Origin of the sequence: Arthrobacter zhaoxinii, from assembly GCF_024385505.1 — a bacterium.
Taxonomy (GTDB): domain Bacteria; phylum Actinomycetota; class Actinomycetes; order Actinomycetales; family Micrococcaceae; genus Arthrobacter_B; species Arthrobacter_B zhaoxinii.
In genome coordinates this window covers 127,556-146,599 of sequence record NZ_JANFLT010000005.1, presented here as the reverse complement: position 1 = coordinate 146,599, position 19,044 = coordinate 127,556, and the positions used below count along the sequence as shown (strand labels likewise).

The window sequence follows — 19,044 nt, the reverse complement described above, 5'->3', positions numbered from 1 at the left end:
CTACCCGGCCCGCTCCGCTAGGCGGTGGGAACCGAAGCCGGGGTCACCTGCACGGTGAGGTCCTCCGCGGGCGGCGTCCAGAGCGCCGGATCCGCGGGCACCTGGTCACCGGAGCGGATGTCCTTGACCTCGTGGCTGCCGTCTTCGCGGGTGAACCAGACAAACGGGATGCCCCGGCGGTCGGCGAACTTGATCTGCTTGCCGAACTTCTCTGCCTTCGGTGCCACCTCCACGGAGATCCCCCGGCTGCGGAGCTGGGCGGCAATGTCCTGGGCCTCGGACCAGGACTCATCGGTGGCCAGGGTCAGCAGCACGGTGGTGGGCACGCTGCGCGAGGCCTGGGCGAAGTCCTGGCTGAGGATGCGCATCACCAGCCGGGTGACGCCGATGGAGAGTCCGACGCCGGGGAAGGTGCGGCTGCCCTTGCTCGCCAGGGAGTCGTAGCGTCCGCCGGAGCAGATCGAGCCGAGCGCTTCGTGGCCAACGAGGACCGTTTCGTAGACGGTGCCGGTGTAGTAGTCCAGGCCGCGGGCAATGCTCAGGTCTGCCAGGACGCGGCCCGGAGCACGGCGGGAAGCTTCACTGATGACCTGGAACAGTTCGTCCAGGCCTTCCTCGAGCAGTTCGTTGGACACGCCCAGGGCGCGGACCTGCTCAACGAAGGAGGTGTCTTCCGTGTGGATGGAGGCCAGCTTCAGGGCCGCCTCGGCCTGCTCGGCAGTGGCGCCGAGTTCTTCCTGCAGGAGTTCGGCCACACGCTGCGCACCGATCTTCTCCAGTTTGTCGATGCTGCGCAGCACCCCGGCCGTGTCTTCCAGGCCGATGCCGCGGTAGAAGCCTTCGGCCAGCTTGCGGTTGTTGACCCGGATCTTAAACTCGGGGATGGGCAGCGCGCCGAGGGCTTCGGCGATCACCAGCGCCAGCTCGACGTCGTACCGGAACGGCAGGTCGCCGTCGCCCACCACGTCAATATCGGCCTGCGTGAACTCCCGGGCGCGTCCCTCCTGCGGCCGTTCACCGCGCCAGACCTTCTGGATCTGGTAGCGGCGGAACGGGAAGGAGAGGTGGCCGGCGTTCTCCACCACGTAGCGGGCAAACGGCACGGTCAGGTCGAAGTGCAGGGCTAGCTGGTTGGGATCCTCCTTGCCGGAGGCCTCACCCTCCTCGGCCTGCAGGCGGCTCAGTGCATAGACTTCCTTGTCAATCTCGCCCTTGCGCAACAGCTGGCCCACCGTTTCCACGGCACGGGTTTCAATGTTGGAAAAGCCGTGCAGTTCGAAGGTTCGGCGCAGTACGTCCAGGACATGGAGTTCAACCAGGCGCTCCTGCGGTAGCCATTCGGGGAAACCGGACAGTGAGGCCTTGCGTGCCATGGCGGCAAACTCCTTAGGTGGGCGAAACGGCGCAGGCAGCACTCCGCCCGGCCAAAGTGCACGCTTCAAAGCGTGCATAAACTATGTGCGGCACTCATTTTAGCGAACTCGGGCGCCAGCCCTTGTCCCGGACGCGCGGGGGCGGACTCCTGTCCGTTCCCGCTCCGGCCCGGGATCAGCAGATCCAGTACAGGAGGTAACGGTGGCAGCGAACCGCACCAGCCGTGAAGACAGGCGCCGCGTGGCGAGGATGGAAGCGCGCAGGGCCTTCGCCGCTGCCCGTGCCAAACGCCGGAAGCGGGACAACCTCTTCGCGGCAGCGGCCGCCGTCGTGATCCTCGCGCTGGCCGTGGCCCTGCAGGTGAGCTGGTTCAGTACAGACCCCACCGCGGACGAACTGGCACAGCTGCGGGAAGAGTCCGCCGCCGCCGATTTGCCCGCCGTTCCGGATCCGTCCGTTGCCGAGGGGAAGACCTTCACGGGTTCCCTGTCCCTTGGCCAGGGCGAGGTCGGGGTGGAGCTGGACGGCAACGCGGCACCGCAGGCCGCCGCCGTGTTCAAGACGCTTGCGGATGAGGGGTATTTCAGCGGCAAGGACTGCCACCGTCTGACCGCCGCCGAATCCACGTCCGTGCTGCAGTGCGGATCACCGAACGGTGACGGAAAGGCCGACCAGGATTTCCTGTGGGGGCCCGTGGAAAACTCCCCTGCCGACGGCATTTACCCGGCCGGGACCATCGCCGTCGCCCGCGGTGACGACGTGATGAGCAACGGCACACAGTTCTTCATCGTTTACAAGGATTCGACGTTGGCGCAGGAATCCGGCGGCTACACGATAATGGGTAAGGTAACGTCAGGTCTTGACGTAGTTGAGGCCATTGCATCCTCGGGGACTGACTCCGGGGGAACCGATGGCCGTCCGAAAGACCCGGTGACGATTAACTCGTTCACCCTGAAGTAAACGGCGGCGCGGGCTTCGCAAACTGCCATCCATCGAGTGAAAGACTTTTAGCGGTGACAGACAGTCAGAAATCCGACGAAACAGCAGGCCCTTCCACTACGGAGACGTCCCGGCCTGCCACTCCGAGCCCGGCAGCACTCGCGGCGCGGCGGCCCTCCCCCGCAGCCGTAGGCGCCCGGCCCGGCGCGGCAGCCCAGCCGGTGGTGGCTGCCCCGGCCGCCCACTCCACCCCGCTGGAGGAAGCAGCCCGCTTCGCACGCGTCGAGGAGGACGGCCACGTCTTCCTGATCGTGGACGGCGAGGAAACCGCCGTCGGGCAGTTCCCCGATGCCTCCAAGGAGGAAGCGCTGGCCTACTTCGTACGCAAGTACGACGACGTCGCCAGCCAGCTCCTGCTCCTCGAGCAGCGGGTGCAGGTCAAGGCCCCGGCCGCAGACATCCACAAGACGCTGAAGCACCTGGCCCAGCAGGTGGCCGAGCGCAAGATGGTGGGCGACATCAAGGCTCTCGACGCCCGCATTGCGTCCCTCGAAGCCTCGCTGCAGGAAGCCGAGGCCGCCGAGCGCGCCGAAGCTGAAGCAGTGAAGGCCCGCGAACTCGCTGCCCGCGAGGCCATCGTGGCCGAGGCGGAGGAAATCGCCGCCAAGGACCCTGCCACCATCCAGTGGAAGACCAGCAGCAACCGGATGAATGAGCTGTTCGATGCGTGGAAGACCGCGCAGAAGAACGGCCCGCGCCTGGGCCGCAGCACCGAAGACTCCCTGTGGAAGCGGTTCCGTTCCGCCCGCACGGTCTTCGACCGCCACCGCCGCGCCTACTTCTCCCAGCTGGACAGCGAAAACTCGTCCGCCAAGGCGGCGAAGGAGGCGCTCATCGCCCGCGCCGAGGAACTGGCCACGTCCACGGACTGGGGCAACACCGCCGCCGAATACCGGCAGCTCATGGACGAGTGGAAGGCGTCCAAGCGCGCCAGCCGCAAGGACGACGACGCCCTGTGGGCGCGTTTCCGTGCAGCGCAGGATCAGTTCTTCGCAGCCCGGCAGGCCGCGAACGAGGTTATCGACGAGGAATTCGCCGCCAACCTCGTAGTCAAGGAAGAGCTGCTGAAGGAAGCCCAGGCGCTGCTGCCGGTGCGTGACCTGACCGCAGCCCGCAAGGCCCTGCAGTCCATCCGCGAACGCTGGGAAGACGCCGGCAAGGTGCCGCGGGCGGACATGGGCCGCATGGAAGCCGGCATCCGCAAGGTCGAGGAAGCCGTCAAGGCCGCCGAAGACGAGCACTGGCAGCGGAGCAACCCGGAAACCAAGGCGCGCACCAACTCGGCGCTGTCCCAGCTGGAGGCGACCATCGCGTCCCTCGAGCAGGATCTGGCCGACGCCGAGAAGGCCGGCAACGCGAAGAAGATCGCGGATGCGCGCGAAGCCCTTGAAGCCCGCCAGCAGTGGCTGGCCATGCTGCAGAAGTCCGCGCAGGACTTCGCCTAGGCTTTACCCTCTTCCGCACGGCGAAAGCCCCGGTCCCCGTTATCCACAGCGGCGGGCCGGGGCTTTCGTTTTGGCCGCAGAGTGCACAAGCTGATCTGTATGCCCGCTCAACTTTTTCCCTACCCCGGGGCCCTTCCCCAGGTCACTTCCACGGGCGGAGCGCTGTTCACTGCCGGGGAGGTCTTCCGCCACGAGGAACTCCAGGCCATGGCGATGGACGGGCTGCTGCGCCATGTGTATGCCGGGACCTTTGTGCGCTGGGATGTCCGGCCGGATCCGGTGGTCCGTGCCCTTGCGGCGTCCGCGGAACTGCCGCCGCCGCTGCGCCGGCGCCTCACCATGGGACGGCTGACCGCCGCCTGGATTTACGGCTGCGCTCCGCGGCCGCCCAGGCTCGATGTCCTGGCGGACCGGCGCAGCCGCACCGGTGCCATGCAGCCCTTCAGCACCGCGGTCCTCCATGAGGTCCTGCTGGGCCCTGCGGACCGCGTGGACGTAGGCACAGTGTCCGTCACCTCGCCGCTGCGGACCGCCGTCGACGTCGCCCTCTATGCGGGCACTGCGGACGCCGTTGCCGCCCTGCGTCGGCTCGCGGCGCATCCGGTGCTGGGCTGCCGGCTGGACCTCGTGCGGCGTGCACTGGAGGCCGGCAGCCGGGTGCCCGGCAAGGCGGCGGCGCTGGAACGCGTCGCGGCCGCCGCCGACCCTGCTGACTAGCCGACTAGCCGACCCTGGCCGGTTAGACCCGCCGCTGCGACCCGGTGGTCCGGTAGACATCGAACACGCCGTCGATCTTGCGCACTGCGCTGAGGATGTGGCTCAGGTACTTCGGATCCCCCATTTCGAAGACGAACTTCGACATGGCCACGCGGTCACTGGAGGTGTTGACGCTGGCGGAGAGGATGTTCACGTGGTTCTCCGAGAGCACCCGGGTCACGTCCGAGAGCAGGCTCTTGCGGTCCAGTGCCTCCACCTGGATTTCGACCAGGAACACGCTGGACTGGGTCGGTGCCCACTCCACCGGGACAATGCGGTCCGGTGTGGCCCGCAGTTCCTGCACGTTGCGGCAGTCGCTGCGGTGGACCGAAACGCCTGAGCCGCGCGTGACGAACCCGATGATGGGGTCCGGCGGGACCGGCGTGCAGCAGCGGGCCAGCTTGACCCACACGTCTCCCGTACCGCGCACGGTAACGCCCGAATCCGTGAACTTGGGGCGGCGGGCGGCCGTGGAGACCGGTGCTTCCGCCAGGTCCTCTTCGGCGCCCTGATGGCCGCCCATCAGGTTGACCAGGTGCTCAATGACGTTCTGGGCCGAGGTATGGCCGTCACCGACGGCGGCGTAGAGCCCCGAAATGTCCTGGTGGTGCAGTTCCTCGGCCACCGCGACCAGCGCATCGTGGGTCATCAGGCGCTGCAGCGGCAGGTTCTGCTTGCGCATCCCCCGGGTCAGCAGGTCCTTGCCCTTTTCGATGGCCTCTTCGCGGCGTTCCTTGGTGAACCACTGCCGGATCTTGTTCCGGGCACGCGGGCTCTTGACGAAGCCCTGCCAGTCCTGGCTGGGGCCGGCGCCTTCGGCCTTGGAGGTGAAGATCTCCACCCAGTCGCCGTGCTGGAGCTCGCTGTTGAGCGGCACCAGTTTCCCGTTGACGCGTGCACCGATGGTCCGGTGGCCCACCTCGGTGTGGACCGCGTACGCGAAGTCCACCGGCGTCGAACCGGCCGGAAGGGCCATCACTTCGCCCTTGGGGGTGAAGACGAAGACCTCGCGGGCGTTGATTTCGAACCGCAGGGAGTCCAGGAATTCGTCCGGATCCGAGGTTTCCTGCTGCCAGTCCACCAGGCTCCGCAGCCAGCCCATGTCATCGGGGGCTTCGGGGCCCTTGTTTCCGTCCTTGTACTTCCAGTGCGCCGCCACGCCGTATTCGGCCCGGCGGTGCATGTCATGGGTGCGGATCTGGATCTCCACCGGCTTGCCGCCGGGACCGATCACCGTGGTGTGCAGTGACTGGTACATGTTGAACTTCGGCATCGCGATGTAGTCCTTGAACCGCCCGGGAAGGGGGTTCCAGCGCGAATGCAGGGCACCGAGGGTGGCGTAGCAGTCGCGGACGGAGTCCACCAGGACGCGTACGCCCATCAGGTCATGGATGTCGTCGAAGTCTTTGCCCCGCACGATCATCTTCTGGTAGATCGAGTAATAGTGCTTGGGCCGGCCGGTGATGGTGGCCTTGATCTTGACCGCGTGCAGGTCATCGGCGATCTGGGACCGCACCGTGCCCAGGTACTTTTCCCGTTCCGGCGTCCGGTCGCCGACCATCCGGACAATCTCGTCATAGACCTTGGGATGCAGTGCGGCGAAGGACAGGTCCTCCAGCTCCCACTTGATGGTGTTCATGCCCAGCCGGTGGGCCAGCGGGGCGAAGATTTCCAGGGTTTCGCGCGCCTTCTTGGCGGACGATTCCGGTGATACGAACCGCCAGGTGCGGGCGTTGTGCAGCCGGTCCGCAAGTTTGATGACCAGGACGCGGATGTCCTTGGCCATGGCAACAACCATTTTGCGCACGGTTTCGGACTGCGCGGCGTCGCCGAAGGTGACCTTGTCCAGCTTGGTGACGCCGTCCACGAGCATCGCCACTTCGGGACCGAAATCGGAGCGCAGCTCGTCCAGGGTGTAGCTGGTGTCCTCCACGGTGTCATGCAGCAGGGCCGCCGCCAGGGTGGTGCCGGACATGCCGAGTTCCGCCAGGATGGTCGCCACAGCCACCGGGTGGGTGATGTACGGGTCCCCGCTCTTGCGCTTCTGGCCCTCGTGGCTGCGCTCGGCCACCACGTAGGCGCGCTGGATCAGGTCCAGGTCTTCCTTGGGGTTGTTCACCCGCACGGTGCGCAGCAGCGGTTCCAGCATGGGCGAGTAGCCGGGATTGCCGCGGCCGGCCAGCCGGGCGAGCCGGGCGCGCGTGGAGGTGCGGCGCCCGGTCGACGGGGCCCGCCCTGATCCGCTGCCGACCTTCGCCCCTGCAGGGGTCCTGGCCTGGCCGGGTACCGGGAGCAGGGCGTCGGCGCTGCGGTTGCCGGCAGCATCCAGCGCCGCAGCTTCACTCGCTGCGGTGCTCTCACTGCCCGGGTCAATCCCCGTGGTACCGCTGTTTCCTGCCTCATCGGCAGGCGTTGCGCTGTTGGCCACTGACGACCTTTCTTCCGTGCTTCTTCAAGCAGGTGTTCAAAACGCTTCCTTGGCGTCCGCTGCAGCGCGGCTCCTGTCAACCAGTCTAAGCCTGCCCGCTCTGCACTTAAACCGCCGGTTCCGTACTCCTTGAAGGAAGGAGGACGGAACCGGAGAGAGGCAGACCTGGGTTTGGCTCTAGGCGTGAACAGCCGCCGGGGTCTTTGCCTCGGCTGCGCGGCGCTCCGCCACACGCTTGGCCTGCCTGCGGATGTCCGGTTCGTTCCGGCGCAGCACCGCGTACAGCGGCGCCGCGATGTAAATGGTTGCCACCGTGCCCAGGATGATGCCCACGAACAGGGCCAGCGACAGATCCTTCAGGGTACCGGCGCCCAGCAGCAGCGCACCGATGAACAGGATGGAGGCCACCGGGAGGACGGCAACCACGGACGTGTTGATGGACCGGACCAGGGTCTGGTTCACGGCGAGGTTGACCTCTTCCGCAAAGGTCCGCTTCGTCCGCTTGTCCAGGTCCTTCGTGTTTTCCCGGACCTTGTCGAAGACCACCACCGTGTCGTAGAGCGAGTAGCTGAGCACGGTGAGGAATCCGATGATGGCGGACGGCGTCACTTCGAAACCGCTCAGGGCGTAGACGCCTGCGGTGACCACCATAACCACCAGCAGCCCGACGACGGCGGCCACCGACATCTTCCAGGTGCGGAAGTACAGGGCCATCAGTACCGCGGCAAGGGCCACGAAGACGACGAGTCCCACCAGCGCCTGCCGGCTGACGTCGCTGCCCCAGGTGGGGCCGATGAACGTGGAGGTGACTTCCTCCTGGCTGACGCCGTAGGTGTCCGCCAGGGACTCCTTGACCTCAATGGTCTGGTCATCGCTCAGCTTCTCCGTCTGGATCCGCATGGTGCCCGGAGCAATGTTGGTGACCTTGGGGTCGGCAGTGCCCGCAACCTCGGCGACTGCCTCCTCGCCTCGGCTGACGTCGGTGTTGCTGACGTTGGAGACGGTGAACTCGGAACCGCCGCGGAACTCGATACCAAGGTTGAAGCCGCCCTTGGCCACCGGGATGAGGATCGACAGCACCACCGCGGCTGCTGCGATGAAGAACCAGAGCCGAGCCTTGCCGACGAAGTTGTAGGACCGCTTTCCGGTGTACAGGTCATTGCCGAATGCGGCGAAACTGGGAAGCTTACTCATTACTCGCCGTCCTTTTCGGAGCTGCGGCCGGATCCGGCCATTGAATCCTGCTTTTCGGCAAGCCGCCGTTCGGCGATGGTCATCCGTCGTTCGGCTTCCTTAGCCGCAGCCTTGTTCTTGCCGCGGGCCGCCGAAGCGTCTGCGGGGGTGCGTACCCGGCCGGCGCCGCGGTACAGCGGTACCGCGCCGAGGCGGCTCGGGTCGAGGCCGGAGAAGCGGTGGCCGTCGCCGAAGAACCTGGTGCGGGCCAGCAGCACCATGGTCGGGTGCGTGAACATAAAGACCACAATGAGGTCGGCAATGGCGGTGAGGCCCAGGGTGAACGCGAAGCCGCGCACGTTGCCGACCGCCACGAAGTACAGGACGACGGCGGCGAGGATGTTCACGGCCTTGGAGGCCAGGACGGTGCGCTTGGCTCGTTTCCAGCCGTTGTCCACGGCGGACACCAGGCCGCGGCCGTCGCGGAGCTCGTCACGGATGCGTTCGAAGTAGACGATGAACGAGTCGGCGGTCTGGCCGATGGCGACGATCAGGCCCGCCACGCCCGCCAGCGAGAGGCGGTAGTTGTGGCTCCAGCCCAGGATGGCGATGGCCAGGTAGGACAGGAGACCGGCGACGACCAGCGAGGCGATGGTGACAAAGCCCAGCGCCCGGTACTGGAACAGCGAGTACACGGCCACCAGCGCAAGGCCGATCAGGCCGGCGATGATGCCCATCCGAAGCTGGTCCGCGCCGAGCGTTGCCGAGACCTGCTGTTCGCTCTGGATTTCGAAGCTGATCGGCAGGGCGCCGTACTTGAGCTGCTCGGACAGCGCCTCGGCGCTCTCCTGGGTGAAGTTGCCCGTGATCTGGGGCTTGCCGTCGGTGATGACCGCGTTGACAGTCGGCGCCGAAATGATCTGGCCGTCCAGGACAATGGCGAACTGGTTCCGGGGGTCCCCCTCCGGGAAGGCGAACAGACGGTCGGTGACGGAGCGGAACTTGTCCGTGCCTTCGCCGTTGAACTCAATGTTCACGGCCCACTGGTTGGTGGAGACGCCGTTGTTGCCCTGGGCCATGCCGAAGCTGGCCGTGGAGATGTCCACGCCGGGAACTTCCACCGGGCCGAGGATGTACTTACCCGCAGTGCCCGGTTCGCAGGCAACCATGGGCTGGTCCGCCGGAGCCTGCTCCGCGTTGGCAATGGTGTCCGGGTTCAGGCAGTCGGTGGTTTCGAACTGTGTCTGCAGCTCGGGTGAAATCCAGTTGGTGTCTGAAGCATCCGTGGGCTCGGCCGACGGGGTGGGCAGCTGTTCTGCCGGAGTCGGGTCCGTGACTGCTGCACCCTGTCCCCCGCCGCCGCTCAGGACCGGACGGAACTCCATGTTGGCTGAAGCCTGGATCAGTTCGCGTGTCTCGGCATCGGGAACGCCGGGCAGTGACACCACGACGTTCCGGTTGGACTGGGTGCTGATCTCCGCTTCGGAGACACCGCTGCCGTCCACGCGCTGGCGGATGATCTCCACTGCCTGGTCCAGCTGTTCGGTGGTGATGTCAGAGCCACCTCCCTGCACTTCGGGAGCCAGGATCATCTGGGTGCCGCCCTCGAGGTCGAGGGCAAGTTTCGGGGTCCAGCTGGCGTTGCTCCACATGGAACCACCGCCAAGCAGAAGGGCCAGGGCAGCAAGAATGACGCCCAGCCAAAGGAGCGTCTTTTTCGCGGCCGAGCCGGGGCCGGTACGGGGCATAGGGAATTTTCCTTAAGGGCGAAGATCACCGGGACCGTCATGGTCTCCGGGCGGCAAGCGGGGCACCGATGCCCCGCTTGGCTCGTGGAGAGTCTAGTTCTCTTTTTTGTCGTCGCGGTTCAGGCGCTTGAGTGTTTCTTCCGGCGTCTCGTCCTGCACGGCATCCCGGCGCTCGGAGGTGTCCTTGCCGAGCGTGAGGGAAGAGGCATCATCGGGGACCGCGGCGGCGTCATCGGCCGGTGTTTCTTCAGCGGGAATGGTGACGACCTTGGTCAGAGCCTGGAGGTGCACCGTGGCGGTGTTGCCGGGGGAAAGCTCCAGCACGGCCTTGTTTTCGTCCTGGTCCACGGAAACGATCCGGCCGAAAAGCCCGAACTGGGTCATGACCTCGGTACCCGGAAGCATCTGCGCCCGCTGCTGAACAACCGTCTGCTGCGACTTCTTCTGCTTGCGGAACATCATGATGACGAAGACCGCCAGCAGCAGAGGGAGAAAGAGATCAGCGATATTCACGTGGAGAATTCCGTTTCTGTTGAGGAAGTGCCGGGCGTCCCGGCATGCTGCCGGGACCATGCCCAAGGGCAAGTCTAAACGGAAAACGTGGAAGCGGACTGTTAAGTTTCCCGCAGGCTCTCGTCCGCTGCCGCGGACGAGGTGTTGGTACCGGGCCCGGAGAACATGTTCTGCGGCATCGCGGCCGCCACGTTCTCGGGCATCTGCAGGCCCAGATGCTCCCAGGCGGCCCGGGTCGCAATGCGGCCCCTCGGCGTCCTGCCGAGCAGGCCTTCGCGGACGAGGTACGGTTCGGCCACCGTCTCCACGGTCTCCGGCTCCTCGCCGACGGCGATCGCCAGCGTGGACAGGCCCACCGGTCCCCCGTTGAACTTGGTGATCAGTGCGGTGAGCACGGCGCGGTCCAGCCGGTCCAGACCGAGCACGTCCACTTCATACATGTCCAGGGCCGCACCTGCCGAGCGGGCGTCGATCTGCTCGATTCCGTGCACCAGGGCCCAGTCGCGGACGCGGCGCAGCAGCCGGTTGGCGATTCGCGGCGTGCCGCGGGAGCGCCCGGCCACCTCGGCGAAGCCCGCGGAGTTGACCTTCATATCCATCAGCATGGCCGAGCGGCGCAGCACCAGTTCCAGTTCCTGCGTGGAGTAGAACTCCAGATGGCCGGTGAAGCCGAAACGGTCCCGCAGCGGCCCGGGCAGCAGCCCGGCGCGGGTGGTGGCACCCACCAGGGTGAACGGCGGCAGGTCCAGCGGGATGGCGGTGGCACCGGCGCCCTTGCCGACGATGATGTCGACCCGGAAATCCTCCATGGCCATGTAGAGCATTTCCTCGGCCGGACGGGACATGCGGTGGATTTCGTCCAGGAACAGCACTTCGCCCTCGGTAAGGGAGGACAGGATGGCTGCGAGGTCGCCGGCGTGCTGGATGGCGGGCCCGGAGCTGATCCGCAGCGGCGCATTCATTTCCGCGGCAATGATCATGGACAGGGTGGTCTTGCCCAGGCCGGGAGGGCCGGACAGCAGCACGTGGTCCGCGCTGCGGCCGCGCAGCCGGGACGCTTCGAGCACCAGCGACAGCTGTTCGCGGACACGCTTCTGCCCCACGAAGTCGTCCAGGTTCTTGGGGCGCAGGGCGGCCTCGATGGCTTTGTCGTCCGGATCGGGGCCGGGGGCGACGATGGAGTCGGCGGCGGACACCTTAGCCGGCCTTTCGGCGTGAGGCCGCCCGGGCGCCGTCGTTCCCGAGCCGGCGCAGCGTCAGTTTCAGGATTTCCCCGACATTGCCGGCGGCAGCGACGTCGGGATGCTCGGCAGCGGTGTCGTCAATCGCAGCGGTAGCGTCCTTTTCCGACCAGCCGAGACCGGTCATGGCAGCCAGCACCTGTTCCTGCCAGCGCGGGGAGACCGGACTGTTTTCCGCGGTGCCGTGCGGCACGAGCTTGTCCGCCAGTTCGAGGACAATGCGGCGGGCGCCCTTGGGCCCGATGCCGGAGACCTTGCTGAAGGCCTTGTCATCGCCGGTGGATGCAGCCACGCGGATGGCTTCAGGAGTGTGGACGGCCAGGACGGCGAGGGCGATCCGCGGACCAACGCCGCTGACCCCGAGCAGGATTTCGAAGACTTCCCGCTGATCTGCATCACTGAACCCGTACAGGGTCATGGAGTCCTCACGGACGATCATCGCGGTGTGGACGAACGCTTCACTTCCCGTGCGGAGCGTTGCCAGTGTCTGGGGAGTGGCCTGGACGAGCATCCCGAGTCCGTGGACATCGATGACGGCGGAGGAAAGGCCCACGTGCGAAACGACCCCGCGGAGGGAACTGATCATGAAGGAACTCCAGAGGCTGTATAGAACATATCTACGAATACCCTACTTGCTGGCGCCCGCATTCCCCTGCTGTTCAGTAGCTTCCGCGTTTTGCCCGCGCTTCCGCTTCGGCCCACAGCCGCTGGGCCGGAGTCAGTCCGGAAGCCGGCGCCGTGCCCCGCGAGGCGGAGCCGGCGGTGGGTCCGGGACCTGCGACGCCGCGGCGCCAGGCGTGGGTGATCGCCAGGGCCAGCGCGTCGGCAGCGTCGGCAGGTTTGGGCATTTCATCCAGCCGCAGGATCTTGGTCACCATCTTGCCCACGGCATCCTTGTTCGCCGAACCGGAGCCCGTCACCGCCGCCTTGACCTCGGTGGGCGTGTGCAGGGCGACCGGGATACCGCGCCGGGCGGCAGCGGCAATGACGACGCCGGAGGCCTGGGCGGTGCCCATCACCGTGCTGACATTGAGCTGGCTGAACACCCGCTCCACGGCCAGGACATCCGGCCGGTGCGTGTCCAGCCACAGGTCGATGGCTTCGGAAATGACCAGCAGCCGCGCATCAAGCGCGGTTCCGGCCACCGTGCCGACAACTCCGACGGCCACAAGGGTGGCCCGGCGGTTTCCCTCGACCTCAACTACTCCAAGGCCGCAGCGGGTCAGGCCGGGGTCCACCCCCAGGACGCGTAGAGACACAGGTACGTCTTAGTCGTCTTCTTCAAGCTCGGCCATAACGGCGGCCGGGATATCAGCGTTGGAGTAGACGTTCTGCACGTCGTCGAGGTCTTCGAGCGCGTCCACGAGCTTGAGGAACTTGCGGGCTGCGTCCGCATCCAGTTCCACGTGCATGGACGGAACGAATTCGGCCTCGTCGGTCTCGTACTCGATGCTGGCTTCTTCCAGGGCGCCGACGACGGCACGCAGGTCCTGCGGCTCGGAGATGATCTCGAAGTTCTCTCCGGATTCCTTCACCTCGTCCGCACCGGCATCGAGGACGGCCATCAGCAGGTCGTCTTCGGTGAGGCCGTTCTTCGGCAGGTTCACTACGCCCTTGCGGGTGAACATGTACGCCACCGACCCGGGATCGCCCATGTTGCCGCCGTTGCGGGTGACCGCGAGGCGGACCTCGGAGGCGGCACGGTTCTTGTTGTCCGTGAGGCACTCAATCAGGAGAGCCGAACCCTGGGGTCCGTAGCCCTCATACATGATGGTCTGGTAATCGACGGCTTCACCGAGCAGGCCGGCGCCGCGCTTGACCGCACGGTTGATGTTGTCGATCGGCACCGACGTCTTCTTGGCTTTGGACACGGCCAGTTCAAGGGCCGGGTTGCCTGCCATGTCGGCTCCGCCGGCGCGTGCTGCAACTTCAATGTTCTTGATCAGCTTGGCGAAGGACTTGGCACGCTTGGCATCAATTACGGCCTTCTTGTGCTTGGTGGTTGCCCATTTAGAGTGGCCCGACATGCTCTACGCTTCTCCTCTGATCGATAAAAAAGTCCGGCTGCTTGCCGCCCGTCGGGACTCCGGGGGAACCGGGCCGAACAGGGAGACCAGCTAAGCGTCCCGAACACACTGCCACAATTCTAGCGACCGAATCCGTTTCCGGGGCGGTCAACGCGTCCCGGACCGGCAGCGGGGCCGGGTACTGACGTGGAAAAGCACTGTTGACCAGCCCCGATGCGTGCAGCCTCACGCCCGGGAATCGCCGCCGGATCAAGGGGGTGCGCTATATTCAGTAACCATGAGTTCTTTCTCCATCCTGGTCGGAAAACTGGTCCGCAGTGCCTCCAAACTGCGCGGCGGCGGCTCCGCCCTGCCGGGCCTGGTGGTGGAGAAGATCGATCCCGATTTCATTCGCCGCACCCTCGCAGACCTGCCGCTCGGCGTCGCCGTCGTTTCCGGCACCAACGGCAAGACCACCACAACCAAAATGGTGGTGGAGCTGCTCGAGAGCCAGGGGCTGAAGGTTTTCACGAACCGGACCGGCAGCAACTTCACCCGCGGTGTCGCAGCGGCGCTGCTGGGCGAAGTCAGCCTGCGCGGACGCCTGGATGCCGACATCGCCGTCCTGGAACTGGACGAGGCCCATGCCGTGCACTTCGTGAAGCTGATCCAGCCGCGCTACAGCCTGCTGCTCAATGTCCTCCGCGACCAGCTGGACCGGTTCGGCGAGATCGACAAGACGACCCGGCTGCTGGAGCAGATTGCCCGTGCCACCACGGAGACCGTGGTCCTGAACCGTGAAGATCCCCGCGTCGCGGGCATTGCCGAGTCCCTGACCGGCCAGCGTGCCGTGTACTTCGGGCTCGACGCCTCGCTGCGCAGCACCTTCCCCAACGACGACGAGATGCGCGGCAGCCTCGCCGAAGCCCTCGCCGCCACCCAGGAAGCCGACGTCGTCCTGGAACGCGTCAGCGAGACCGAGGCGGACTTCCTCATCGACGGACAGATCCGCACCTCCGGGCTGAAGCTGCGCGGCGTCTACAACATCTTCAATGCCGCTGCGGCCCTGGCCTTTGCCCGCACCATCAAGGGCGGGGACCTGGATTCGGACGCACTGTTCGAGGCGCTGGCCAACGTGGAGCCGGCCTTCGGCCGCGGCGAGTCGCTGACCGTCAACGGGCAGCCGCTGGAGCTGGTGCTGGTGAAGAATCCCAGCGGCTTCCGCCTCGGCCTGAAGTCCTTTGCCGCCCACGGCTATTCCACGATGATCGCCATCAATGACAATTACGCCGACGGCCGGGACATGTCCTGGCTGTGGGATGTGGACTTCGAATCCCTGGCCGAAGGCGGCGTCGACGTCGTCAGCGGCGTGCGTGCCTACGATATGGCACTGCGCCTGAAGTACGACGACGTGCCCGTGCGCACCATTGAACCGGACATCACGGACGGACTGAAGCGTTTCATCAAGGACTCCCCCGGGGTTCCCATGCGGATTTTCTGCACGTACACGGCCATGCTGGCCGTGCGCCGGGAACTCTCCAAGATCACGAAGGTAGAGGTGGTCTCATGACCGAGGACCGCACGATTAAGATCCTGCAGCTGTACCCGCGGGAAATGAATATTTACGGCGACTGGGGCAACGTGCTGGTGCTCAAGCAGCGCCTGAAGTGGTACGGCTACACGCCCGTCGTGGAGGAGTACAACGCCGGAGACGAGTTCCCGACTGATGTCGACATCATTGTCGGCGGCGGCGGGCAGGACAGCGGGCAGGTGGTGATCCAGCAGGATCTCCAGCAGCTGGCCCCCACCCTGCAGGGACTTGCCGAGGACGGCCTGCCGATGCTGGTTATCTGTGGGCTTTACCAGCTGTTCGGACGGTTCTTCAAAACGCATGAGGGTGCGCTCATTCCGGGTATCGGCATCCTCGACATGGAGACCCACGGCGGTGATGTGCGGCTGATCGGCAACGTGCTCTCCGTCAGTGAAGAGTTCGGCGAGATCCACGGCTATGAGAACCACAGCGGCCAGACGTTCCTCGGCCCGGGTGTGAAGCCGCTGGCGGAGATCCGCAAGGGCGAGGGCAACAACACTAAGGACAGCACCGAGGGTGCCCGCTACAAGAACGTGGTGGCCAGCTACCTGCACGGTTCCCTCCTGCCGAAGAACCCGGCCATTGCCGACTTCCTGATCGAGAAGGCAGCCATCCGCAAATTCGGCAGCTTCTCCCCCGTTCCCCGCTCCGAAGCGGACCTGGCGGAGCTGTCGAAGCTTTCGGAAATGGCACGCCAGCACGCCGGGCAGCGGCCGCGCTAGGTTTTTCCCCGGCCGGGAGTCGGGCGCGGGCGGGCCGGTTGTATCGCATGGTTATATTGCCCCATGCCTTCCCGATCTTCGGCAGCGGTGTGGCCGGCCGTCCACAACGAACGCGAAGCCCTCATCAGGGATCTTGAGTCGCTCACGCCGGAGCAATGGTTCCGGCCTTCGCTCTGCCCCGGCTGGGACATTCACGACGTCGTAGCTCACCTCGTGGATTCCGCGAAGACGACTCGCCTCGGCTTTGTCCGTCGATTGATCGCCGCGAAGTTCGACTTCGACAAAGACAACGAACGCGGCATCGTCAGGGAACGTACCGCGACCCCGGAAGCGACCCTGACCGAGTTCCGCCGCATCCGCGAAACGACCAAGACGCCGCCTGCTGCTCCAGCAACCCGACTCGTCGAAGTCATCGTGCATGGTGAGGACATTCGCCGTCCCCTGGGGCTCGTGCACTCCTACCCGAGTGGGTCGGTCGAGGCGGCCCTGAGTTATCAACTCAAAACCGGCGTCTTTATGGGCGGCGGTAAAGAACGCGCGCTTGGATTCCGTCTGCAGGCTTCCGATTCACAGTTTCACCAAGGTTCCGGTCCGGAAGTCGAAGGAACCTTATTGGCACTCCTCATGGCCGTCTCCGGCCGCCCCGTCCATGCGGAGGATTTCTCGGGTGAAGGCGCGGCCTCATTCGTCCGCAAGCTTGAGCAGGCGTCTCACTGAGGAGCCTCGTCGCGGATCTCGGCTCTGCCGGGGCGTTCGGCGCAGCGGATGCCGCCGGGCGACGTCGCCGGTTAGTCTGATCGTCATGATCCCAAGTGCCGACCTTGATTCCTACGCAGAAAAGATGCGCCGGCTAGTGGAAAAGGGAATTGACTTCGAGGTCGATGCACGGTTTGTCGACATGCTGGCCCCCCGGAACAGCCGGATCCTCGACATCGGGTGTGGCATCGGCTCGGCGGTTAGTGCGCTGCGCCGGAGTGGGCATCAGGCGTACGGCATCGATCCGACCCGTGCCGTTTTGGATGTCGCCGCTGACATCTTCGATAAGGGTTGGTATCGGCAGCTGGCCGTGGAGGAACTAGCTGATGATCGCTTGCGCGGAGAGGGTCTTCCGGGCGAGTACGAGGTCATCTTGATGTCGGGAAACGTGCCGGCATTCCTTTCCGACGATGCCTTGCAGGACGCTTTCAGGAGAGTTGGTGGGCTCTTGGTTGACGGTGGCCTGTTTGTGGTTGGTACCACCGTCGGGGCAAGGGGCGGCCCGACGGCCCAGGATGCTGCGGCGGGTTTCACAGGGCTACCGTTGAAAAATCGATTCTCGGATTGGCACCTCGGCGCTTTCGACAAGGACTCAGGCTGGTCAGTGAGCGTTTATGCCAAACCGGGTGCACTAAGCACTCGTACCGGCCCGGACGGGGTCTTCATTCTGAAGCGCTGATACGCAGCCGGGCAGAACGGGCAGGGGCGTCGCGCTCCCTCGATGCCAGTCGGTGACTTCCGGGTGCGCGGTGAATCCTGCCGCCAGGTAGGTGGCGACTGCTCCCGCGTTAGAGGTCTCGGCGCAGACAATGGCGCTCGATGACCCCAGTTGCCGGAGCGCGTCCACTGCCGCATTTGTCATGGCTGTGCCATATCCGCGGCCACGGTGTTCCTGATGCACTGCCAGTGGTTCGATGAGTCCCGGACGCCCTTCGCCGGCCGACCACACCGCGGCGGCAGCGACGACATGACCGTCACGGCATCGCAGGGACAGTATGCGCGCGAGGTCAAGAAAGGGGCTTTCCGCGGCGAGGCGCCATCCATCCACGAAGCGTTGGCTGCGCTCGTCCGGTATCGGGGTACCCCGAAAGGCCGACCAGTGAACAGCCACCCACTCAGCGGTGTGACCCGGTTCCACGGTCTCAACCCGGAGGACCGAGGCCTTGGGCGATGCTGCCATATCGTGGTGGAGCGGTGTCCACGGTTCGTCGGCCGACCAATCGTTCTGCGCCAGCTGCTCGGTCAAGGCGACCGCACCGCGTGCCTCGATAGTTGCTGCCCCTGCGCTGAGGATTCCGGCCATCGGGTTGTTGACGTCATCAACGATGCGAAGGGCAAGGCTTGCATCTCGGCGCCGCGTCGGATCGATGGCGAACCGCAACAGCTCGGGGCCGTCGAGAAGGGCAATGGCAAGGATCGTGTCACCCTGCGACCACACGCGGGTCGCAGCGGCTGTGGCGGCTGGCCCTCGTAGGGAGTACCAGCCCAGATCGCCTGGGTGTAGATGCAGTGGCCCCCTGTCGTGTTGCCACTTCCCCAAAACGCTGCAGATCCCACCGAGCTCGTCCACACCCGGTGTTCGCAGGACAACATCCATGATCCCCCGTCTTCCTTCTCCAAAAGTGTTCCAGAATGCCGAACTGCACCGCTGCTGCCGCAGCGAAACGCCGACCTGGTGCCTCGACCGTCCACGTCTGGTGACGGGAACGGCGACGACGGCTCGCCCGCAACGGCAGCCAGGGCCTGCGCAGTACTCTCGGCGATCGCCGCGGCACCGGGAAGCAGTCCCGCTGAGTAATTCCTCAGCGGGCATGGTGCTTGTCGGCAGAAGTGGCTGTTTCGGTCAGTGAGCGGCGGAGGCTGCAGCCTTGTTCATCATTGACTGTTCGCTTGCTTCGCTGTGACGAATGACCAGGGAGGTCGTGATGAGTATGGCGGAGAGCAACACGGAGGCAACCAGGAGCAGCAAATAAATCAGCGATACCAGCACAGCGGCAGGTGCTGTTTCCCAGACCACGAGAAGCGGCATGCCGCTCAGACTGTCTCCTACGCCGAAGTTCCGGTTGATAAACGAACCCAGGCCGAGGAGGACGACCGCTGCAATCCCGAACGTCGTACCAAACCTCATTGTGGACTTCGCGAGCGTTGCACCAGACATCTCACTCCTAGGATTCGGTCGGCTCAAGCGGTCAATGGCCCGACATCTGCTTTAGTATGCGCGCCGTTCACGGCAGCATCAATGCCGGGCTCGGGCTGGGCCCCACCCGCCGGGTAGGCGTCCCAGTAGTTTTT

At 65.5% G+C, this 19,044-nt stretch carries 18 protein-coding genes; 7 read left to right on the top strand and 11 right to left on the bottom strand.

All coding sequences use genetic code 11. From position 1 onward, the window contains the following. Nucleotides 1-17: 17 nt before the first annotated feature. Nucleotides 18-1,373: a histidine--tRNA ligase gene (gene hisS / locus NNX37_RS08085; protein WP_255791878.1), complete on the bottom strand. Its 1,356-nt coding sequence runs from the start codon at nucleotides 1,371-1,373 to the stop codon at nucleotides 18-20. 202 nt (nucleotides 1,374-1,575) lie between these two features. Between hisS and NNX37_RS08080 the strand changes: the two genes are divergently transcribed. The 3 genes from NNX37_RS08080 (at nucleotide 1,576) to NNX37_RS08070 (ending at nucleotide 4,535) form a co-directional block, all read left to right on the top strand. Continuing rightward, a complete protein-coding gene (locus NNX37_RS08080; protein ID WP_255791876.1) occupies nucleotides 1,576-2,334 on the top strand; it encodes a peptidylprolyl isomerase in 759 nt (252 codons plus the stop codon). Nucleotides 2,335-2,387: 53 nt separating this feature from the next. After that, nucleotides 2,388-3,818 (top strand): DUF349 domain-containing protein, encoded by a 1,431-nt coding sequence (locus tag NNX37_RS08075; RefSeq protein WP_255791875.1) that lies wholly within the window; start codon nucleotides 2,388-2,390, stop codon nucleotides 3,816-3,818. 99 nt (nucleotides 3,819-3,917) lie between these two features. Further along, nucleotides 3,918-4,535 carry a type IV toxin-antitoxin system AbiEi family antitoxin gene (locus NNX37_RS08070; protein ID WP_255791873.1) on the top strand — a complete coding sequence of 206 codons (618 nt, stop codon included), beginning with the start codon at nucleotides 3,918-3,920 and terminating at the stop codon, nucleotides 4,533-4,535. Between the two features lie 22 nt (nucleotides 4,536-4,557). Here the strand turns inward: NNX37_RS08070 and NNX37_RS08065 are convergent, their stop codons facing one another. The 8 genes from NNX37_RS08065 to NNX37_RS08030 all read right to left on the bottom strand — a co-directional run bounded on the left by NNX37_RS08065 (nucleotide 4,558) and on the right by NNX37_RS08030 (nucleotide 13,704). Continuing rightward, nucleotides 4,558-7,002: a RelA/SpoT family protein gene (locus NNX37_RS08065; protein WP_308206309.1), complete on the bottom strand. Its 2,445-nt coding sequence runs from the start codon at nucleotides 7,000-7,002 to the stop codon at nucleotides 4,558-4,560. A gap of 177 nt (nucleotides 7,003-7,179) precedes the next feature. Beyond that, a complete protein-coding gene (secF, locus tag NNX37_RS08060) occupies nucleotides 7,180-8,196 on the bottom strand; it encodes a protein translocase subunit SecF (RefSeq protein WP_255791872.1) in 1,017 nt (338 codons plus the stop codon). After that, a complete protein-coding gene (gene secD / locus NNX37_RS08055) occupies nucleotides 8,196-9,923 on the bottom strand; it encodes a protein translocase subunit SecD (RefSeq protein WP_255791870.1) in 1,728 nt (575 codons plus the stop codon). The genes secF and secD overlap by 1 nt, the downstream gene beginning before the upstream one ends. Nucleotides 9,924-10,016: 93 nt before the next feature. Beyond that, nucleotides 10,017-10,436 (bottom strand): preprotein translocase subunit YajC, encoded by a 420-nt coding sequence (locus tag NNX37_RS08050; protein WP_255791869.1) that lies wholly within the window; start codon nucleotides 10,434-10,436, stop codon nucleotides 10,017-10,019. 101 nt (nucleotides 10,437-10,537) lie between these two features. Next, complete coding sequence (ruvB, locus tag NNX37_RS08045) at nucleotides 10,538-11,632, bottom strand: Holliday junction branch migration DNA helicase RuvB (protein ID WP_255791867.1); 1,095 nt, start codon at nucleotides 11,630-11,632, stop codon at nucleotides 10,538-10,540. 1 nt (nucleotide 11,633) lies between these two features. Beyond that, nucleotides 11,634-12,263: a Holliday junction branch migration protein RuvA gene (gene ruvA, locus NNX37_RS08040; protein ID WP_255791866.1), complete on the bottom strand. Its 630-nt coding sequence runs from the start codon at nucleotides 12,261-12,263 to the stop codon at nucleotides 11,634-11,636. A 73-nt stretch (nucleotides 12,264-12,336) separates the two neighbouring features. Then, nucleotides 12,337-12,936, bottom strand: a complete 600-nt coding sequence (gene ruvC / locus NNX37_RS08035) for a crossover junction endodeoxyribonuclease RuvC (protein WP_255791865.1) — start codon at nucleotides 12,934-12,936, stop codon at nucleotides 12,337-12,339. Nucleotides 12,937-12,945: 9 nt separating this feature from the next. Further along, a complete protein-coding gene (locus tag NNX37_RS08030) occupies nucleotides 12,946-13,704 on the bottom strand; it encodes a YebC/PmpR family DNA-binding transcriptional regulator (RefSeq protein WP_227921280.1) in 759 nt (252 codons plus the stop codon). Between the two features lie 277 nt (nucleotides 13,705-13,981). Here NNX37_RS08030 and NNX37_RS08025 point away from each other — a divergent pair, with 277 nt between their 5' ends. The 4 genes from NNX37_RS08025 (at nucleotide 13,982) to NNX37_RS08010 (ending at nucleotide 17,431) form a co-directional block, all read left to right on the top strand. Further along, a complete protein-coding gene (locus NNX37_RS08025; protein WP_255791864.1) occupies nucleotides 13,982-15,253 on the top strand; it encodes a Mur ligase family protein in 1,272 nt (423 codons plus the stop codon). Continuing rightward, nucleotides 15,250-15,996, top strand: a complete 747-nt coding sequence (locus NNX37_RS08020; protein WP_255791862.1) for a type 1 glutamine amidotransferase — start codon at nucleotides 15,250-15,252, stop codon at nucleotides 15,994-15,996. Before NNX37_RS08025 ends, NNX37_RS08020 begins: the two co-directional genes overlap by 4 nt. Before the next feature lie 63 nt (nucleotides 15,997-16,059). Further along, nucleotides 16,060-16,713, top strand: coding sequence for a maleylpyruvate isomerase family mycothiol-dependent enzyme (locus tag NNX37_RS08015; RefSeq protein WP_255791860.1), 654 nt, complete (start codon nucleotides 16,060-16,062; stop codon nucleotides 16,711-16,713). 85 nt (nucleotides 16,714-16,798) lie between these two features. Beyond that, on the top strand, nucleotides 16,799-17,431 hold the full coding sequence (locus NNX37_RS08010; protein WP_255791859.1) for a class I SAM-dependent methyltransferase: 633 nt from the start codon (nucleotides 16,799-16,801) through the stop codon (nucleotides 17,429-17,431). Here the strand turns inward: NNX37_RS08010 and NNX37_RS08005 are convergent. Both NNX37_RS08005 and NNX37_RS08000 read right to left on the bottom strand, forming a co-directional pair. Next, nucleotides 17,384-18,349: a GNAT family N-acetyltransferase gene (locus NNX37_RS08005; RefSeq protein ID WP_255791857.1), complete on the bottom strand. Its 966-nt coding sequence runs from the start codon at nucleotides 18,347-18,349 to the stop codon at nucleotides 17,384-17,386. The genes NNX37_RS08010 and NNX37_RS08005 overlap by 48 nt on opposite strands. A 246-nt stretch (nucleotides 18,350-18,595) precedes the next feature. After that, entirely contained in the window at nucleotides 18,596-18,910 is a 315-nt protein-coding gene (locus tag NNX37_RS08000; RefSeq protein ID WP_255791855.1) for a hypothetical protein, read from the bottom strand. Nucleotides 18,911-19,044: the final 134 nt, after the last annotated feature.

Coding starts and splice junctions, on each gene's coding strand:
- hisS (WP_255791878.1), bottom strand. CDS start 1,373: ATGGCACGCAAGGCCTCACTGTCCGGTTTCCCCGAATGGCTACCGCAG.
- NNX37_RS08070 (WP_255791873.1), top strand. CDS start 3,918: ATGCCCGCTCAACTTTTTCCCTACCCCGGGGCCCTTCCCCAGGTCACT.
- secF (WP_255791872.1), bottom strand. CDS start 8,196: ATGAGTAAGCTTCCCAGTTTCGCCGCATTCGGCAATGACCTGTACACC.
- secD (WP_255791870.1), bottom strand. CDS start 9,923: ATGCCCCGTACCGGCCCCGGCTCGGCCGCGAAAAAGACGCTCCTTTGG.
- ruvA (WP_255791866.1), bottom strand. CDS start 12,263: ATGATCAGTTCCCTCCGCGGGGTCGTTTCGCACGTGGGCCTTTCCTCC.
- NNX37_RS08030 (WP_227921280.1), bottom strand. CDS start 13,704: ATGTCGGGCCACTCTAAATGGGCAACCACCAAGCACAAGAAGGCCGTA.
- NNX37_RS08025 (WP_255791864.1), top strand. CDS start 13,982: ATGAGTTCTTTCTCCATCCTGGTCGGAAAACTGGTCCGCAGTGCCTCC.
- NNX37_RS08020 (WP_255791862.1), top strand. CDS start 15,250: ATGACCGAGGACCGCACGATTAAGATCCTGCAGCTGTACCCGCGGGAA.
- NNX37_RS08015 (WP_255791860.1), top strand. CDS start 16,060: ATGCCTTCCCGATCTTCGGCAGCGGTGTGGCCGGCCGTCCACAACGAA.
- NNX37_RS08010 (WP_255791859.1), top strand. CDS start 16,799: ATGATCCCAAGTGCCGACCTTGATTCCTACGCAGAAAAGATGCGCCGG.
- NNX37_RS08005 (WP_255791857.1), bottom strand. CDS start 18,349: ATGGATGTTGTCCTGCGAACACCGGGTGTGGACGAGCTCGGTGGGATC.
- NNX37_RS08000 (WP_255791855.1), bottom strand. CDS start 18,910: ATGTCTGGTGCAACGCTCGCGAAGTCCACAATGAGGTTTGGTACGACG.